This window comes from Collinsella aerofaciens (genome assembly GCF_028206995.1).
In the GTDB taxonomy this organism is placed as follows: Bacteria; Actinomycetota; Coriobacteriia; order Coriobacteriales; family Coriobacteriaceae; genus Collinsella; species Collinsella aerofaciens_AQ.
Window position 1 is genome coordinate 23035 of sequence record NZ_JAQLFL010000010.1, and the last position, 17493, is coordinate 40527.

Annotated in this window: 16 protein-coding genes; 3 read left to right on the forward strand and 13 right to left on the reverse strand. The window is 60.7% G+C overall.

The annotated features are described in order from the left end of the window. Positions 1–63: 63 nt before the first annotated feature. From PMX60_RS07890 to PMX60_RS07935, 10 genes are all read right to left on the reverse strand, one after another. Positions 64–849 (reverse strand): amino acid ABC transporter ATP-binding protein, encoded by a 786-nt coding sequence (locus PMX60_RS07890; protein ID WP_117821441.1) that lies wholly within the window; start codon positions 847–849, stop codon positions 64–66. 22 nt (positions 850–871) lie between these two features. Next, the gene (locus PMX60_RS07895; RefSeq protein ID WP_271747471.1) at positions 872–2020 is read right to left on the reverse strand and encodes an amino acid ABC transporter permease; all 1149 of its coding nucleotides are present in this window, start codon (positions 2018–2020) and stop codon (positions 872–874) included. A 9-nt stretch (positions 2021–2029) separates the two neighbouring features. Next, positions 2030–2956 (reverse strand): transporter substrate-binding domain-containing protein, encoded by a 927-nt coding sequence (locus PMX60_RS07900; protein ID WP_271747473.1) that lies wholly within the window; start codon positions 2954–2956, stop codon positions 2030–2032. A gap of 280 nt (positions 2957–3236) precedes the next feature. Next, positions 3237–4130 (reverse strand): aldose 1-epimerase family protein, encoded by an 894-nt coding sequence (locus tag PMX60_RS07905; RefSeq protein WP_271747474.1) that lies wholly within the window; start codon positions 4128–4130, stop codon positions 3237–3239. Between the two features lie 79 nt (positions 4131–4209). Continuing rightward, positions 4210–5079 carry a hypothetical protein gene (locus PMX60_RS07910; protein ID WP_271747475.1) on the reverse strand — a complete coding sequence of 290 codons (870 nt, stop codon included), beginning with the start codon at positions 5077–5079 and terminating at the stop codon, positions 4210–4212. Positions 5080–5255: 176 nt separating this feature from the next. After that, the gene (locus PMX60_RS07915) at positions 5256–6122 is read right to left on the reverse strand and encodes a MerR family transcriptional regulator (protein ID WP_271747476.1); all 867 of its coding nucleotides are present in this window, start codon (positions 6120–6122) and stop codon (positions 5256–5258) included. A gap of 80 nt (positions 6123–6202) precedes the next feature. Beyond that, positions 6203–6781, reverse strand: a complete 579-nt coding sequence (locus tag PMX60_RS07920) for a UbiX family flavin prenyltransferase (protein WP_271747478.1) — start codon at positions 6779–6781, stop codon at positions 6203–6205. A 33-nt stretch (positions 6782–6814) separates the two neighbouring features. Continuing rightward, positions 6815–8302 (reverse strand): UbiD family decarboxylase, encoded by a 1488-nt coding sequence (locus PMX60_RS07925; protein ID WP_271747479.1) that lies wholly within the window; start codon positions 8300–8302, stop codon positions 6815–6817. A gap of 142 nt (positions 8303–8444) precedes the next feature. Continuing rightward, complete coding sequence (locus tag PMX60_RS07930; protein ID WP_070100742.1) at positions 8445–9902, reverse strand: SLC13 family permease; 1458 nt, start codon at positions 9900–9902, stop codon at positions 8445–8447. Positions 9903–10143: 241 nt separating this feature from the next. Continuing rightward, a complete protein-coding gene (locus tag PMX60_RS07935) occupies positions 10144–11091 on the reverse strand; it encodes an isopentenyl-diphosphate Delta-isomerase (protein ID WP_271747480.1) in 948 nt (315 codons plus the stop codon). A gap of 152 nt (positions 11092–11243) precedes the next feature. Between PMX60_RS07935 and PMX60_RS07940 the strand changes: the two genes are divergently transcribed. The 3 genes from PMX60_RS07940 to PMX60_RS07950 all read left to right on the forward strand — a co-directional run bounded on the left by PMX60_RS07940 (position 11244) and on the right by PMX60_RS07950 (position 14552). Beyond that, positions 11244–12506: an MFS transporter gene (locus PMX60_RS07940; RefSeq protein WP_271747481.1), complete on the forward strand. Its 1263-nt coding sequence runs from the start codon at positions 11244–11246 to the stop codon at positions 12504–12506. A 195-nt stretch (positions 12507–12701) separates the two neighbouring features. Beyond that, positions 12702–14072: an ATP-binding protein gene (locus tag PMX60_RS07945; protein ID WP_271747482.1), complete on the forward strand. Its 1371-nt coding sequence runs from the start codon at positions 12702–12704 to the stop codon at positions 14070–14072. 33 nt (positions 14073–14105) lie between these two features. Further along, positions 14106–14552: a low molecular weight protein-tyrosine-phosphatase gene (locus PMX60_RS07950; protein WP_271747483.1), complete on the forward strand. Its 447-nt coding sequence runs from the start codon at positions 14106–14108 to the stop codon at positions 14550–14552. Between the two features lie 186 nt (positions 14553–14738). Here PMX60_RS07950 and PMX60_RS07955 read toward each other — a convergent pair whose 3' ends face one another. The 3 genes from PMX60_RS07955 to PMX60_RS07965 all read right to left on the reverse strand — a co-directional run bounded on the left by PMX60_RS07955 (position 14739) and on the right by PMX60_RS07965 (position 17429). Further along, positions 14739–16100 (reverse strand): ATP-binding protein, encoded by a 1362-nt coding sequence (locus PMX60_RS07955; RefSeq protein ID WP_271747484.1) that lies wholly within the window; start codon positions 16098–16100, stop codon positions 14739–14741. A 182-nt stretch (positions 16101–16282) separates the two neighbouring features. Beyond that, on the reverse strand, positions 16283–16612 hold the full coding sequence (locus PMX60_RS07960) for a TIGR04076 family protein (RefSeq protein WP_215693954.1): 330 nt from the start codon (positions 16610–16612) through the stop codon (positions 16283–16285). Next, complete coding sequence (locus PMX60_RS07965; RefSeq protein ID WP_271747485.1) at positions 16605–17429, reverse strand: PfkB family carbohydrate kinase; 825 nt, start codon at positions 17427–17429, stop codon at positions 16605–16607. The genes PMX60_RS07960 and PMX60_RS07965 overlap by 8 nt, the downstream gene beginning before the upstream one ends. Between the last annotated feature and the right edge of the window lie 64 nt (positions 17430–17493).

The window sequence follows — 17493 nt, forward strand, 5'->3', positions numbered from 1 at the left end:
TCGATTGTGATGACGAGGGCCGCCCCACCGGAGCGGCCCTGCCACGTAAGCGTTTGCGGTCGGCTATTTGTCCTCGAGATAACGCGAGAGGAACTCGCGGGTACGCTGGTGCTTGGGGTTGCCGAAGAGCTCGGCCGGCGCGGCATCCTCGAGGACCACGCCCTTGTCCATAAAGACCACGCGGTCGGACACCGTGCGGGCAAAGGCCATCTCGTGCGTGACGACGACCATGGTCATGCCGTCGGCAGCGAGCTTGCGCATGACCTCGAGCACCTCTCCCACGATCTCGGGGTCGAGTGCGGAGGTCGGCTCGTCGAACAGCATGATCTGCGGGTTCATGCATAGAGCACGAGCGATGGCCACGCGCTGCTTTTGACCACCGGACAGGCGACCCACGGCGGCGTGCGCGAATTTTTCGAGTCCCACACTCGTCAGATGCTCCATCGCAATTTTTTCAGCCTCGGCCTTGCTCATCTTTTTGAGCGTGACGGGCGCGAGCGTGCAGTTGTCGAGCACGTCCATGTTGTTGAACAGGTTAAAGCCCTGGAACACCATGCCGATGTCCTCGCGGAGTTTATTGATATTGCAGCGCTCGGCCGTAAGGTCCTGGCCGTGAAACCAGATGTGGCCCGCGTCCGGGGTCTCGAGCAGGTTGAGGCAGCGCAGGAAGGTCGACTTGCCCGAGCCCGAGGCGCCGATAATGGTAACGACCTCGCCGGGGTTAACGGACAGGTCGATGCCCTTGAGCACCTCGAGCGAGCCGAAGCTCTTGCGCAGGCCCTCGACGCGGATGAGCGGCTCATTGGTCTGTGCGGCGGCCGCAACGCCGGTAATGGCGGTATCTGCCATGATGATTCTCCTCGTCTTGAGCCTAATTGGAGCTGGGCAGCGTGACCGGAGCCTCGGCGCCGAGCTTTTTGCCAAAGGCCTCGAGCAGGCGGCTCGCCACGAGCGTCAGGATCAGGTAGACCACGAGCGCCACGCAGTAGACCTCCATCTGGCGGTAGTACACGCCGGCGACGGTGGTGGTGGCGTACATAAGGTCGAACACGCCGATGACCGAGAGCACCGACGAATCCTTGATGTTGATGATGAGCTCGTTGGTGAGTGCGGGAATCGCGTTTTTAATACCCTGGGGGAACACGACCTTGCGCATAGCCTGCCACTGCGACAGGCCCAGCGAACGTGCTGCCTCGGCCTGGCCGGGATCGATGGACTCGATGCCGCCGCGCAGGACCTCCATCATGTAGGCGGTGGAGTTGAGCGAGATGGTAACGAGGCCGGCGGTGAAGGTGCTCCAGATCTGGTTGGCCTGGGCGGTCTCGAAGCCCATACCACGCAAAACGGTGAAGCCCGCGTAATAGATGAGCAGACCCTGGACCATCATGGGCGTGCCGCGCACGATGGTGGAGTAGACGGTCGCAAAGCCGCGGCCGATACTCTTAAAGAAGCGCACCAGGTCGTTATCCACGCGATCGAAGGTCTGAATACGCAGGAACACGAAGAGCAGTGCCAGGAAGAATGCGATGACGGTGCCGAAGGTGGCAAGCGCGATGGTGATCTCGATACCGCGAATGAAGAAGTCCCCGCTCTTGTAGGTCATGTAGACCAAGCTCGACAAAAAGTCGCTGGGGTTGGAATCCGAGACAATGCTCACCTGCACCAGGTCGATAAACGACATGACGCAGCGGTCGATAAAGAAGATCGCCGCAATGGCGACCACGACGTAGCTGCCCAGGCGCGCAGCGTGGCGGCAACGCTCGGATGCAAACGGCGACTTTTCGCGATAGTCGCTCCAGTGCATGAGCTTGGTGACCAGCGCCACCGCCGACACGACGAGCCAGGCCCAAAGGATTGCCCAAAGGCAATCTTGGAACACGCCCATAGGCGCCAAGAAGCTCAGCGGCGTGGGGTTGCGCTGGCTAAACGCCAGGCCGAGCGCCGCGATAACGCTCGTGCCCAGGTACACATAACGGTGGTCGGCCTTGATAAAGGAGGCCAGACGATTGATGGTTTTCATGCTGCCTCCCTATGCCGGCTGACGGTCGAGACACGCGTCCCACATTTGGTCGCGCTCCTCTTGGCTAATGCCCTTGAGCGTCTTATCGATGAGCTTAAGCAGCTTGTCCGAGCCCTTGCGGCAGCCGACGTTTGCCGTGACTTCCTGCTTAAAGCCCTCGCCCTCGGCAAATTGAATCGGCACGATACCCGGGTTTTGGGCCATATAGCCCTTCTCGTTCTCGGTATTGTAGGTCACGGCGTCGCAGGTGCCCTGCATCAGGTTCGAAAACACCGTGGGGACCGAATCGACCGGGTTCTTGTGGACAACGCCCGGGATCTCGTCGATGACGGTATCGAGCATGGTGTCCTTTTGGCCGAGGACCGTTGCGCCGCTAAAGTCGCTGAGCTTGGTCGCATTTTGGTAGGGCGAGCCCTCTTTTACGAACAGGCCAAAGTAGCCAATGAAGTACGGGTCGGAAAAGCCGACGGACTCCTCGCGCTCGGGCGTGGCGCTCATGCCGGCAATGATGAGGTCGATCTGGCCGTTGTTGAGCGAATCGATAAGACCCGAGAAGCTCTGTTTGACGGCAACGGGCTCGCCGCCGAGGGCCTTGCAGACGATCTTGGCGATCTGCACGTCGTAACCGTCGGCATAGGCGCCCTGCACGTTGTCGATGGGGATAGTGTACTCGCTGGCTTCGGAGACCTGCCAGTTGTACGGGGCGTAGGCCGCCTCCATGCCGATGCGGATCTTGTCCTTGCCGATCACGGAATCGGACAGGTCGTCGCGACCGCCGCCCGTCGTGGGCTGAACTACTTCCAGCGTGGAGGGGCGCTGGCAACCGGCAAGTGCGCCGGCGACGACAGAAGCGCTCGCAGCGAGAGCACTACCCAAAAAGATGCGACGGCTGCATACCGGCTGTGGATGCGCGTCGCGTTGATGGGGAGAATGCATAATCTGCCTTCCCTGTTGAATCGTATGCTGACGACTTAACAGGATATACGCCACCGACCAGCAGCGCAGCACAAGCTCGAAAAATTAATAGACACGCGGTAGTCATTGGGAACGTCGATGTTTTGGGCATGCCAGCGAGCGCCGCCCAGAGCGAACAAGTTGGCATGAAAAAGGCATGGCATAGACCTTCTGGTCATGCCGTGCCTTTTGAATGACAAATTGTCGCTCTGGGTAGCGCGCAACGTCGACCGGTCCGCTGTTCGTTAGAACGGCGGAACCTCTAGAGCAACGTAACGCTAAAGGTGCGCTTGTCGGTGGCGCCGGGAGCCAAGGTGATGGTGTTGACCTTGTGCTCAAAGACGTCGTCCTCGGTGTCCATGGTGGTGTGACCGGTCCAAGGCTCGAGCGCCACAAACGGAGCGTCGTTGGCGGCAGACCACACGCCAATGTACTTAAAGCCCTCAAAGTCGATCTTGACACCGTGGCCCGACTTGCGACCGCGCAGCGTGAGCGTGGAGCCCGGGGTATCGGTGAACATGATGGCATCGTTATCGAAGCTGCGATGCGTGATGGGCAGCACGTCCGAGTTATCGGGAGCCTTGTAGCTACCCTCGAACGTCATAAGACCGTCGGGCGTGATGATGGGAGCCTCGTTCGTCCATGCCTCGGTAAACGCCAGCTCGTAATCCTCGAATGCCTCGTCCTCGGCACCGGGAGCCGGTACGTTAAACGCGGGGTGGCCGCCCACCGAGAACGGCAAGTCCACGTCGCCGGTGTTGGTGACGGCAAAGGTCTGGGTGAGGGTGGCGTCGCCGGTCAGGGCATAGGTCATGTTGAGCTTAAAGTGGAACGGAAAGGCCTTGAGCGACTCGGGCGTGTCGGTGATCTCGTAGGTGACGGACGAGCCGTCCTCCGAAACCTCGACCAGCTTGTGCTCGACGATGCGCGCGAGGCCGTGGCGCGGCATCTCGCAGGTGCCGGCCGCAGACGTTGCCGTGTTGTTGCGCAGCGAACCCACAATGGGGAACAGGATGGGCGCATGCTTGCCCCAAAAGGCGGGGTCGCCCTGCCACAGATACTCGTTGCCGTTGAGGGCAAGGCTCGTGAGCTGGGCGCCCATGGAATCGATGGCCGCGGTGAGGCTGCCGCGCTTGATGGTAGTGACGGTAGACATGCTACTTCCTCCAAAAGAAAACAATAGTGTCGAGGGCTATTGTCCCACTCTTGGCGGCGGGGTTGAGCGACAGGCGCAGTTATTGAGCAATAGCGTAAAGGTCAAACCCGCCCTGCGGAGTGCTATCGACCGTATCGGGCGCCTGCGAGTTAAAGCTCACGGGAACCATGCGCTTTGAGGCGCGGAAGCGCGTGCCGTCGGTGGCGACGGGCGGTTCGTCGACGGTGAGCTCGTAGTCGCCGGGCTTGAGCTCGATGCCGTCACCAGCGGAATTGACGTATTGATACTCGTCAATCGTCTGCCCTTTGAGCGTACGCCCCACGATGTGGATGAGCATTTGGCTGTCGCCACGCGCGGTGTCCCACATCGCGCCGTCCTTGACCTCGACCGACACATGTACCGAGCGCGTGCGGCTGAGCGATTGCTCGACAGACATCTCGACCTTGGCGGCGTCTTGACGCTGCTGCTCGACATGGCTCCAAACGCTACCGATTGCCGAGCAGGCGATAACGCCGGCCATGAAGGCGATGAGGATGGAGCCGAGCGGAGAACGGCGGCCCGCGTCTTCCTCACGAGCCAGGTCGGGGCGATGTGTGGGCGCAGGCGCCTGGGCGCCTTGCGCGGGCACGTCGAGAATGCTGAAGGATGCCGTGCTGTCGGGGTCGATGGTGTGACGCGGCTGCGGGATCTTTGCCGGCGAGATGGACATGTCCGCCGGCTCACCGAGTGTGGCCGTGGCATCGGCCTTAGCCTCATCGGCCTCGGCTTGGGCCCAAGCCTGCTCAAAGGTCAGGGGCTCGGCGGCATCGGAGGCGGCATCAGGCTCGACAGCGGCATCGTTGCCGGTCTCGTCCTCGTCGCTCGACACGTCACGCGACGCGGGCTCGTCCCACTCCTCGTCCGGAGCCTCGCCCTCGCTATACCACCATTCAAAGTTATCGATATCCATACGGGGCGCCCCTTAGGCCTCGCAAATAAACACTTGTTAGCCTTATACCCGCAGATGGCGCTGGAGCTCGCACGGAATGCGATAAAGGGACTGCTCCTTTGTCGCATCGAAGTTGCGGTGGAATAGTTCCTGTTTGCACGCCCACTCGAGCTATTTAGGGACTATTTCACCGCAAGTTATTTGAGGGCGACGGAGATTTGGATACAGCAGAAGTCCTCTTGGTGAGACTCGTCGTAACTCGTGGTGTCCAGGTAGCAAAAATCGAAAGCATTGCCGATGGGCTGGAGCGCGTGCCTGTCCATGCAGGCCACGATGGCGCGGATACCCTCGGGCTCGTACGGCATGCCCCAGCGACTCATGCACAGGTACGTGCCCTCGGGCAGCACCTCGACGCCAATCTCCGCCAGCTCGGCAGGATCGCTCGGCAGTATTTCCTCGGCACCACGCGGCAACACGGCAAAGGAACCGGCACCGGCGATGGGGTCGCCGGAATACAGCGCCTCGCGACGCAGCATGGCGCCCCAACCGCGCATGGGGCGTGTGCCCGTGAGCGCACGCATGCGCAGAATCGCCCGCATGAGCGTGGGGTGCAGCATCGAGCGGCCACGCTCGATATCGTCCGGGAACTCCTCAAAGACCACATAGCGGCGCTCGAATTGCTTGAGCTCCGGTTTGCCCTCGCGCTCGCGCCAATAGACCGCCTCGTCGTAAAAACTCAGCCGCTCCTGCACGCTCGCACGCTCGGCTTTGAGCCCGGCAATCTGCTCGTCGAGCGCCTGCACCCGCGAGCGCAGGTGGTCGGTCATCTCTCCAATGTCGAACGTCGAGGTCAGGCGATCGATCTCATCGAGCTCCAGCCCCAAGTCGCGCAACATGCAAATCAGGCGCATAAGCGGAATCTGCGTGGGCGAATAGAAACGGTAGCCCTTTTCGTTGACCACGGCGGGTTTAAACAGACCGATCTTGTCGTAGTAGATGAGCGTTTGGCGTGAGACGTTAAACAAGCTCGCCATCTCGCTAATCGCATACATACCCGTCTGCATAGGTCCTCCCGACACACCAAAGCCCGCCGCCCACAGGGGCAGCGGGCTCAAACACTACTCGTATCCTACCCTAAAGATGCCTATGACCAGCGCTTATAGTTTTCGCACGACTCGCCAACAGCTTCGAGCGCCTTGGCGGCGATGTGATGCACTGCATCGTCGAGCGTGGCGGGGCCGTTGTAAAACGTGAGCATGGGCGGCATGAGCATGACGCCCGGCACGCGCGCCAGGCGCGCCATGTTGTCGACATGGATCGCACTGAAGGGCGTCTCGCGCACCATGAGCACCAGGCGGCGCTGCTCTTTCATCTGCACGTCGGCCGCACGCAGCAACAGGTTTTCGCTGTAGCCGCTCGCAATGCCGGCGAGCGTCTTCATGGAGCAGGGCGCCACAATCATGCCGGCGACCGGATAGGTGCCACTTGCGATGGCAGCGCCGATGTTCTTGTTGTCGTAGACCACATCGGCATGCGCGGCAAACTCGTCGAGCGTCATGCCGAGCTCCTGCTCGATGGTGATCTCTCCCCCGCGCGTGACGACAAGCGCCGACTCGGCACCGGCCTGGCGCAGGCACTTGAGACACTCGAGGCCCAGCGCAGCGCCGCTGGCACCAGAAACGCCAACGACAATGCGACGGGAACGGACAGAAGACTCAGGCATGACAACTCCTTAGTTACTTGGTAGGGCTACTTGCTAGAAGGCGAGCTCGGCGGCCCACTTCTCTTCATCGATCTCCATGAACTGCGAGCGGATGAAGTTCTTCTTGAGGTTGAACGGAACCGTGCAGTCGAAGATGGCCTTGCAGGCGATGCCGTGCTCGCGGATCGAAGGATCGAACGCGGGGTCGTTGGACGGATCGAGCACGTGGCAGTGGCAGCCGGGGATGGTGATAAGGTCGACGTCGGCCTGGAAACGCGTGGTCATGGCCCACATCACGTCGCTCATATCGAAGATGTCGACATCCTCGTCGACCAGGATCACATGCTTGAGCTCGGAGAATGCCGAGAAGGCGAGCATGGCGGCGTTGCGCTGACGGCCCTCGTCATTCTTGCTCGACTTCTTGAACTGCATGATGGCAACGAACTTGCCGCCACCGCAGGGAGCGGCGTGGACGTTGAGCAGACGGCCCGGGATAGCGGTCTCGACCATCTTGTAGATGGAGGCCTCAGTGGGGATGCCGGCCATGGACACGTGCTCGTGCGAAGGGCCGATGCAGCTCTCCATGATGGGGTTGACGCGCGTGGTGACGGCGGTGATCTTGATCACCGGGCAGACCTTGGCGCCACCGGTGTAGCCGGGGAACTCGGGCATGGCGTAGCCGTGGCCATTGACGTCCTCGTTGATGGTCTCGTCGTGCATGAGGTAGCCCTCGAGCACGTACTCGGCATTGGCAATGCACTTCTGCGGAACGGTGACGCAGTCGGCGAGCTCGACGGCGTGGCCGCGCAGGGCACCGGCGATCTGCAGCTCGTTAAAACCAAGCGGCGTGGTGGGAGCCTCGAAGCCGCAGCACATGTACACGGCGGGGTCCAGACCGATGGAGATGGAGATGGGCATGTCCTCGCCGCGCTGGCAATACTCGTCAAAGAACGCACCGAGGTGACGGCTGCCCGGGGTGATCCACATGGCGAGCTTGTCCTTGTCGACGCAGGAGAAGCGGTGGATGGTCACGTCGGACTGGGAGCCATCGGGACTCGTGCCGTAGGCGAGGCCCATGGTGATGTAGGGGCCGCCGTCGACGGGCGTGTTGGTGGGAGCGGGAACGATCTTGCGCAGGTCGAAGCCCTCGTCGATCGCCTTGTACACGACCTCCTGGCAGTCGACGTGCTTGCCCTCGGCGATCTGCTCGGGCGCGATCAGGTTCTCGAAGCGCTTGCCGATCTCGAGGCCCAGGCGCTCCTCGTCCAGGTCGAGCAGGGCGGCAACGCGCTTGCGGCTGGCAAGCATGCCGATGCAGACCTTGGCATCGTCAAAGCCCTTGACGTTGTTGAAGACCATCGCCGGACCCTCTTTGGTCGGGCGCATGACGGTGCCGCCAGCACCGACGTGACGGTAGACGCCCGAGACCTCGGCATCGGGATCGACCTGGGTGTCGGTCTCAAGCAGCTGGCCCGGCATCTCACGCAAAAAGTCGAGCGCGGAACGCAGGTCGTGGATCTGGGAAGCATCGGTAGTGGACATGGCGTACTCCTTTCGGGAGAGTGTCCGGCGACGGGGTGCCGCCGGACGGGGTAACGTAATGGGGCCGCGGCGCTCACAAATGGAGCGCTCGACCACTCGAAGTTCAAGCGCTTGGCTGCTTACAGCCGGGGCGCTCGACCGCTTACATCAGGCCAAAGAGGTGGAACCAGGCGGCCTCGACCAGCACGACGACAAAGACGACCGCGGTGAGGGGGATGCCCATGCGCATAGCCTCTTTGGAGGTGTAGCCGCCGGCGTCCTTGCCTTCGCCGATAAGGATCGGCAGGTTATGGAACGGCAGGATGTAGTGGATGTTGATGGACGTGAAGACGATGAGCGCCACGGCGAGTGGGCTCACGCTGGAGCCGGCGGCAAAGCTGATAAATGCCGGCACGCACACGCCGAGCACGGCCATGACCGAGCCCATGAACATGTGGATGATCATGGAAAGCGCGGCGACGAGCAGGGCGAACAGGAAGATGTTCTCAGGCACGGAGCTGGGGAGCACGACGTCGGCGATCCAGGCGTTCATGCCGGTGGCACCGCCCACGGAGCCCACGGCCATGGCGGCCGTCAGGAACATGAGGGACTTGATGTCGACAGCGTTCCAGCTGGCGGGAGTGAGGACTTCGCCGATGATGGGCATGGCGAGAGCAACGCCAATGGCCAGGGTGACCCAGCCGATATAGTCGCCCGAGACGGTGAGCCACAGCGCGATGGCGATGACAAGCCACACGATGGTGCGGATCTCCTTGACGGAGAGCTTGCCGAGCGCGGCCTGCTTGGCCACGATCTGCTCGCGATCGTAGACGAGCTCCTTGCTGGGCTTAAAGAGGAAAAGGCCCAGGAACAGGGTGCACAGCAGCGCAACCAGCATAGGCACGCTCATGTACAGGAACCAGTCGACGAAGGACGGGCTCATGCCGCCGGCCTCGGCACTGTACTGCGCAACGAGCGGGTTAAGCGTGGAGTCGCCCGTCAGGAAGAACATGGAACCCGGGGCGGCAGCGGCAAACACGAGGAAGCCGAGCTTGCCCTTGTCGTCGTCACCGTAGCCGGCGGACTCGGCGATGACCGAGACGACGGCGAGGATGAGGAAGGCGCGGGGGAACGGATGCGGGATCAGCAGCGACAGCACAAAGGTGAGCGCGAAGATCGAGATGATGAGCGACTTGGCGTCGCGCACGAACTTGAGCATGAACGCGTAGGCGATGCGCTCGCCCAGGCCCGACTCCTTGACCGCGCTGGCGATGAGGTAGGCGCCGATGACGAGCCACATGGTGGCCTTGGTCCACGAGCTAAACGTGGAGGCGACCGTCGCCGAGATGCTCGCGGCGCCCGTGTCGTCCACGCACACCTTGAACAGGACGAGCAGTGCGCAGTAGAGCAGGCCCACAAAGCCCGGCTGTGCCACGCCGCATGCCCAGAACACCACCGTGGCGAGCGTCAGTGCCAGACAGGTCTGACCGCCGACCGTGAGCTCGACCGTCGAGCTCAGCTCCGCCAAAGGAAGAAACTTCACCAGCAAAAAGACAACGATACCCAGCACAAAGCCAATTTCGCGCTTGGTGATCTTAAACGCCTTCTTTTCCGCTTCCATCTCCCCACCTTTCTTGTTGGGGGCGCTCCGAATTCGCAGCCATGTTGCCGCTTAAAAAGGGGCGCCCGTTATCGGACACCCCTTACGTTGCGCTGTGTTGCGGCAATACAGTCAAGCGGATTTTTTGGATGAGAAGCGATTCCCTAGACAAAAACCGTCACAACATTCGACGCTTTTCCTCGTTTTCGAGATTTTCGCCGAATGTTGTGACGGTTTGGATGTGGCAAAGGGACTGTCTTTTTTACATAGCGAGGGCCGTGCGGATGAATGGGTCGCCGAGGGCCTCGCGGAGCCAGGGGGCCAGCTGCTCGGGGTGACCCTGCAGGTAGCCTTTGAGCTCGGACGGAGCCACGCGACGCACTTCCGAGATCTCCTCTTGGTTGATATGCAGCTCGCCCGGCTCAACATGGGCAAGGTAGACCTCGCACCATTCGCACTCGCAGCGACCGTCGCCGTGGTCCTCGCGGTACACCACGTGTCCGAGGTGCTTGAGCTGATCGGGCTCGCGCGTAATGCCGAGCTCTTCGTTGATGCGGCGCGCCGTGGCGGCCGCGACGTCTTCCCTGGGGAGCGGATGGCCGGCGCAGCTATCGGCCAGCACCCCGCCCCACAGGCGCTTGAGCGGACTGCGGCGACAGAGCAGCAGGCGCGCGTCTTCGCCCCGGCCCTCGACCAAAAGCGTCAGAAATGCCTGATGCAGGATGCCCTCACCAGCATGGGCCTCGATGCGGTCGACGGGGCCAAGCGCCTCGCCGGTCGCAGCATCGACCGCCACGACCTCGGCGCCCGCACCGCCCTCATCCCAGCCGGCGCGCAGAATGCGGGCTGCGGCTTCCTCGAGCGCGGCGATGAGCTCCTTGGTGGTGTCGAGCACGCGCTGCAGGTCGTCACCGCTCGCTTGTTCAACATGAAAACCCGTGCTTGCAACTACCGGCACGCCAAAGCGCGTGGCCAGCGCCGCCGCGATATCGTGCGCCGGGATCTCGTCTCGATGGCACGGAACGGCCAGGATGCTCACCGTTGCCGTACGGCCGGGCTCGGGGCGCGGAATGGCCTGCGCCGTGGCGCCCAGGTGCGCAAACTCCGGCGAGCAGGCGTACACCGCCATGCCTCGCGGCGTCACCGTCAGCTGGGCCTCGAGCGCAAACTTGCCCTCGCCCACTGCAACCTTTGTCGTGTGCATACCCATGGGATCTCCTGCCGCCCGCGATGTACCTGAGACCATCTTCGCCTGTATTGCGACTATACAGGCAAGCCCTCCATGTGACAAAGGGACTGCCCCTTTGTCACATTCTGTTAGAGTTGCAGGAAGTGAATCCCGCTTATTCATGCGACATTGGAGTGACAACCTTGACCGCCGCAACCACGCCTAAAAGTAAGCCAACCGCCGCCGCGCTCTCCCCCGCGCGCACCAAGCTCTGCCTGGCGCTGCTCGTGCTGTTGGGATTCTCGCTCGGCTGCTCCGAGTTCGTGGTCATCGGCATCGAAAGCGACTTGGCAACGGAACTCGGCATATCACTTGCCACTGCGGGCCAGCTCATCAGCGTGTTTGCGCTCGTCTACGCTATCGCGACGCCGGTGCTCGCGCTCAGCACGGGGCGATTCCGCCGCTACCAGCTGCTCGTGTGCTATAGCGTCGTCTTTGTGCTCGGCAACCTGGTCATGGCGTTGGCTCCCAACTTCCAGGTGCTGTTTATCTCACGCATTGTCCTGGGCTCTGTCTCGGGTGCGCTGCTCGCCGTGGGCGTGACGTACATCCCTGAGCTGCTATCCCCGCAGCAAACCTCACTTGCCATCTCGGTCGTGTACGGCGCGTTTTCCGTGGCGATGGTCTTTGTGACCTCGATTGGCAAGTTTGTGGCCGACACACTCGATTGGCACGTGGCCATGTACGGCACGCTGACCTTTGCCGTTTTGATCTGTAGCGCGCTCGTGGCGTTTATGCCTCGCGCCGGGCAGACCGATGAGCCCGCCACCTTCCGCGAGCAGGCGGGGCTACTACGCGAGCCGAGTATCATCACCGGCATGCTCATCTTCTTGTTTGGCGTGGGCTCGGTCTACGTATTCTACGGCTACGTGACGCCTTATCTGGAGCAGGTGCTGGGCATGGATACCGTTCAGGCGAGCACCACACTTATGGCCTATGGCGTGTTCTGCCTGATCTCGAACATCCTGGGCGGATGGATCGATGCGCGTTTTGGCATGAAGGCGCTGCTGGTTACGTTTGTGCTGCAGGCGGCGGCACTGCTCGGGCTGTTTGCCGTGGGCGCCGCCATGCCGCTCGCGCTGGTCTTTGTCTTTAGCCTGGCGATGCTCATGTACCTGTTCTCGGTGTCGTGCATCACGCACTTTATGGACGTGGCACGCAGCCGCCATCCCAAGTCGATGGTACTCGCAAGTTCGGTTGAGCCCATGGCGTTTAACGTCGGCATCTCGTTTGGCACCGCAGTGGGCGGCGCCGTGGTAAGCGGAGTTGGCATTGCATATGTAGGCGCGGTCGGTGCCGTGTTCTCGCTTGTGGCCTGGGCGCTCACACTGGTGACGATTAAGTTGGCTCGCTGGGAGCGCCGTCGTCAATCAGCACAGCCCCGGATGCAGGCATAGGGGCGAACATAGCCCAAGGTGGCGAGCAACCGGTGAAAACCGTCCCATACGAGTAGTGTTTATCCGCCTGCAAGCTCCAGCAGTGCAATTTCGTGTACTTCAGATACACACTTTTCCACTATTTCGTGTATTCCAAGTACATGAAATCGTACTAAACTATGTATCTGAAGTACACGAAATTGGAAAGGCGGCCCCATGCGCAGATCAATCGAATCCGTTATCGAATCATGGGCGACAAAGGACGCGTCGCGCCCCATCCTCATCCGTGGTGCGCGACGCGTAGGCAAAACGTACGTTGCCGAGGAAATCGGCAGACGAATCGCCGGCGATGCGTTTGTCAAACTCGACTTTCAGACCGATCTTGAGCTGATCGCTCCGCTGTTCGACTGTCCCACCGACGACGTTGACGCCATCGTGGCGCGAATCTCAGACTATAAACGCACCCCCATTCGCAAAGAAACCGCCTTCATCCTGTTTGACGAGGTGCAGCTCTGCGAACGGGCGCTCAACTCGCTTCGCTTTTTTTCGGGTTCGGGCTGGCGCATATGCGCGACCGGCAGTCAGCTCGGCGTCGCCACGCGCAAGCGCAAGTTGCCTTTTCCCAGCGGCGTTCGTCAAGAGACCATGCATCCTATGTCGTTCGAGGAGTTTCTCTGGGCGCTCGACGAGGAGCAGATGGCCAATGCCATTCGTACCCACGCCGGCACGCTCGAGACCTACGCCGCGCACCAAGCCGCGCTCAGCCTGTTTCATCGATACCAGATCGTGGGCGGCATGCCCGCCGCCGTCAACGCATATCGCAAGACGTTATCCATCGAGGATGCGCGCGTCGAGCAGCGCGAAATCGACGAGACCTATACCGCCGATATGACCGACCCCGAAAACGGGATCAGCGGCGTGGCGGCGCGCAAGGTCTGGCGCTCCATTCCGTCCCAGCTGCTGAGATCGTCCACAAAAAAATTCAAGTACTCCGAGGTCGAACGCGGAGGCCGTCGCGCCAAGCTTATCGAGCCGCTCGACTGGCTCGAAGGCGCCGGCATCATATCGGTCAACAACCTGACCGAAGGCATCGAGCCTCCCCTCGTTCCCTTCGACGACGAAGATGGAAGTTTCTTTAAGGTCTATCTTCTCGATACCGGCCTCATGTTCTACAAACTCGGCATCAACCCGCGGCTCTGGCTCGACCTCAAAGAGGATTCCGCCATAGCGCTATCTTCCGACTTCCGAGGCGCCCTGGCGGAAAACTCGGTCATGCAAGCATTTTCGGGCAATAGCTTGCAGACGTATTACTGGGTGCCGCCGTCGTCTTGGAAGACGACCGGCGAGCTCGATTTTTTACTTCAGACCGACCGTATGGAAATTGTGCCCGTCGAAGTAAAGTCCGCACGTAACGTGCGCGCGAGAACCCTCGGGTCGTTTATGGACAAAGCCCGATCGCCATATGCCTACATTTTGTCCGAGAACAATTTTTCCCGCAGCGAAACCGATGACGGGCGCGAGCTGCGCCACCTCCCCTTGTACGCAGCGGGCTTTATTGGAGCAAACTGCCTCAAGAGCAGTCTGTAAGCCCTGCACGACCGCCTAGAAAGGAAGCCGCTCATGCAACGCATTCTTTTTATCTGCTATGGAAATATCTGTCGCTCGACGATGGCTGAGTCGGTGTTTACCGAGCTCGTGCGCCGCGCTGGGCGCGAGGCGGAGTTTGTCATCGATTCCGCTGCGACCTCGACCGAGGAGATCGGCAACCCGCCACACCACGGTACCGTTGCCAAGCTGAGCGAGGTTGGGATTCCCGTCGTCGCACATCGTGCACGTCAGGTGCGTCGCGCGGAGTATGGCGACTGGGACCACATTGTCTATATGGACGACGAGAACGCCCGCGGCCTGTACCGAATTTTTGGGAAGGACCCCGATGGCAAGATCTCGCGCCTGCTCGATTGGACCGATCGCCCCGGCGACGTGGCCGATCCCTGGTACACCGGCAATTTCGACGCCACCTACCGCGATGTACTCGCCGGTTGCACCGCTATGCTCGAGCAGCTGTAGGCGCTCGGGCGGCGCGGGCACACGGGCCACGCCATCGGCATAAAACGAGCGTGGATTTTCTCCCACTTTGAGCGTTCGAGCGCGCTCTAAACGGGAGAAAATCCACGCTCGTTATCTCGGTGGGAGAAAATCAACGCTCATGAATGTGACAAAGGGACTGCCCCTTTGTCACATCCGGGACCGGCCCTAGACCGGCTTGACCTCCAGCTTAATCCCCTTGGCACAGAAGTCGCCCAAAACATCCGAAAGGGCCCAGGTCGCATATAGCGGCAAATAGAGAACCGCTCCGTTGCGCTCAACGTTGCCTCTCGAGAAAACAATCCCGAGCCTTACGCCATATTCAGCCGTATCAAGCACATGACCGAGCGCAGCGTGCGCGTGGTAATAGGAGCCCGATTTAACCTCGATCGGAACAGCCGTCCCATCCGGTCCATCGACCACAAAGTCCACTTCACCGCGCTTTTTTGTCTGATAGTAGTAAAGCTGGCGATTTTGGGCAGCCAGCTGCTGGGCCACCACGTTTTCGTAAATGCCGCCCAGGTTGGGCTCCTTGCTATCAAGATACGCCGCCTGGGCGACTCCAACGGGGTAACGCGCCATCAACATGCCCGTATCCGATTGATATAGCTTGAACTGCGATGGCCGCGCCGTCTTGAGCAGGGGCGATTTTGGCTCGGTTACGATATCGGCTTTGAGAGCAACGCCGGCATCGACAAGCCATACAAAATCTCGCTGATACTTCTCGTAGTGAGCCTTGGGGTCAATGGAATTGAGCACGAAGCGCTTGTTTTCGCCCTCGAGCATAATAGGGAGCTGATCGTAGATGCTCTGCACCTGAAGGGCTCGCCCGCTTGCATACTTGGAGATATCCCGCCGGCACTGTTCGTTGAGCTCTGACTGTAGCTGACGAACAGAGGCAAGGTCGCCCTGCGTGTCAAGGAAACGCTGCACGACCTCCGGCATTCCGCCGACAACGGTATAGGTCCTGAAGTTTGCCATCATCGCGTCATGAATGTAATCAGGAATGGGCCTCTCGCTGATACACGCGTCACGTATCGTTTGGCGAGCCCCCTCGCTCACCCCGATTGCCCAGCAAAACTCCTCAAAATCGAGCGGGAACATCCTAAGCTCGTGAACATACCCCACGGGATAGGACCTGACGCCCTTGAACTGAGTCCCGAGCATTGACCCCGAAAACGCCCAGCGGCACCTCCCGTCCTCAACAAGGAACTTTGCCATCGTCATGATGTCGGGGGCCTCTTGGACCTCATCGATAAACACGAGCGTTTTGCCTGGCGCAATCGACTTTCCCGAAAGAAGCGTCACCCTGCTGATGAAATCATCGGCATTCCGCGCCTCGAGAAGAGCATCTTTTGCCTGGCGGTTTTCCATGAGGTTAAGCTCGATGTAGGTTGCATGGCTGGCTTTGCCAAATGCGCGAATCGAATAGCTTTTGCCGATCTGGCGAGAACCCGTGATGAATAAGGCCTTTTGCTCGGCAGACTTCAGCCAACGCTCCAGCTCTGCCGCTATTTTCCTGCGCAGCATAGGCTCTCTCCTCAGTGTCATCAAATGAAATGCAAAGTTTTATACGCTTGATTATCGATGAAACGCAGAATTTTTAGAACCTAAAATCAAATGAAATGCAGAGATTTGAGATTATAAGCAAAAGAAGGGGCACCACCGGCGAATGTGTCAAAGGGGCTGTCCCTTTGACACATTGCGCTCGACTACTCGTCAACGATCTCGGCAAGCCAGACGTTCAGCGTATCGACCTCGGGGCAGCAGAACTTTGCCGTACCGGGCTCGTTGCCAGGCACAGTTCCGCCATAGCGCAGGATATCGATATAGGGAAAGCCCACATGGCAGGCCATGGCGCACATCTTGCCGCGGTCTCGGTCGAAGTCAAAAACGTCGCCCGGCTTGTGACCATGGTGGCAGCGGCACGCACCCAGCTGGTCCACGCAGCTCACGCGGATACGCGGACGCTTGCCACGCGGCGCGCCGAGCGGCTTGTTATCGCCCGCAGGCTTGATGCCGCCCTCGCCAGCATTACTCATGGTCGATCACATCCAGGCAGGCCTCGATGGGAAGGCCGGCCGATTTGTCCTCTTGGTCGGCATTGCGCTCGATAAGCTCTGCCACCACGCGCATGGCATCGGACGTCGCGCGCTGCAGACTCCAGCCTGCCATAACGCGGCCGACGAGCACCGCCGAGAACGTGTCGCCCGTGCCCGGGAAATAGACCGGAATGAGCTCAAAGGGAATCGTAAAGTACTCCCCCGCCACATGGTCGTAACCAATAACCGCGTTCGTGCCATTGACTACGGCGCTCGTAATGACCACCGACTTGGCACCCAGCTCGCGCACGGCGTCCACAAGGGCGCGGGCCTCATCGGGCGTAATTTGCTCGACGATAGGCGTGTCGGTGAGCAAACAGGCCTCGGTGTAGTTGGGAACCGCGTAGTCGGCGCACTCGAGCAGGTGCCGCATAAGGCCAATCGTGGACTCGGGCACGCCCGCATAGAGCTTGCCGTTGTCGCCCATGATGGGGTCGACGAACACCTTGGTGCCCTTTTGCGCACGGCGGTGGCAAAAGTCCGAGATGATGCGCGTCTCTTCCTCGGTCACGATAAAGCCGGTCGAGATGGCGTCGAATTCAAAGCCGAGCTCCTCCCAGATGGCGAGGCTCTGGCGCACGTACTCCGTGGTGTCGTGGATGTAGAACTTGGGGTAGTTGAGCGTGTCGGAAACGAGCGCCGTCGGCAGGTTATGGATACGGTAGCCCATGTGCGACAGCACCGGCAGCATGGCGGAAAGCGCGACCTTGCCGTAGCCGCACATATCGTTAATCAGCAGCAGCTGAGTGTTCTTCATGAGGGTCTCCCTTGGTTCGGGCACGGCGCAGCAGCGCCACAGTGCGACTAAGTGTAGCGCAGGG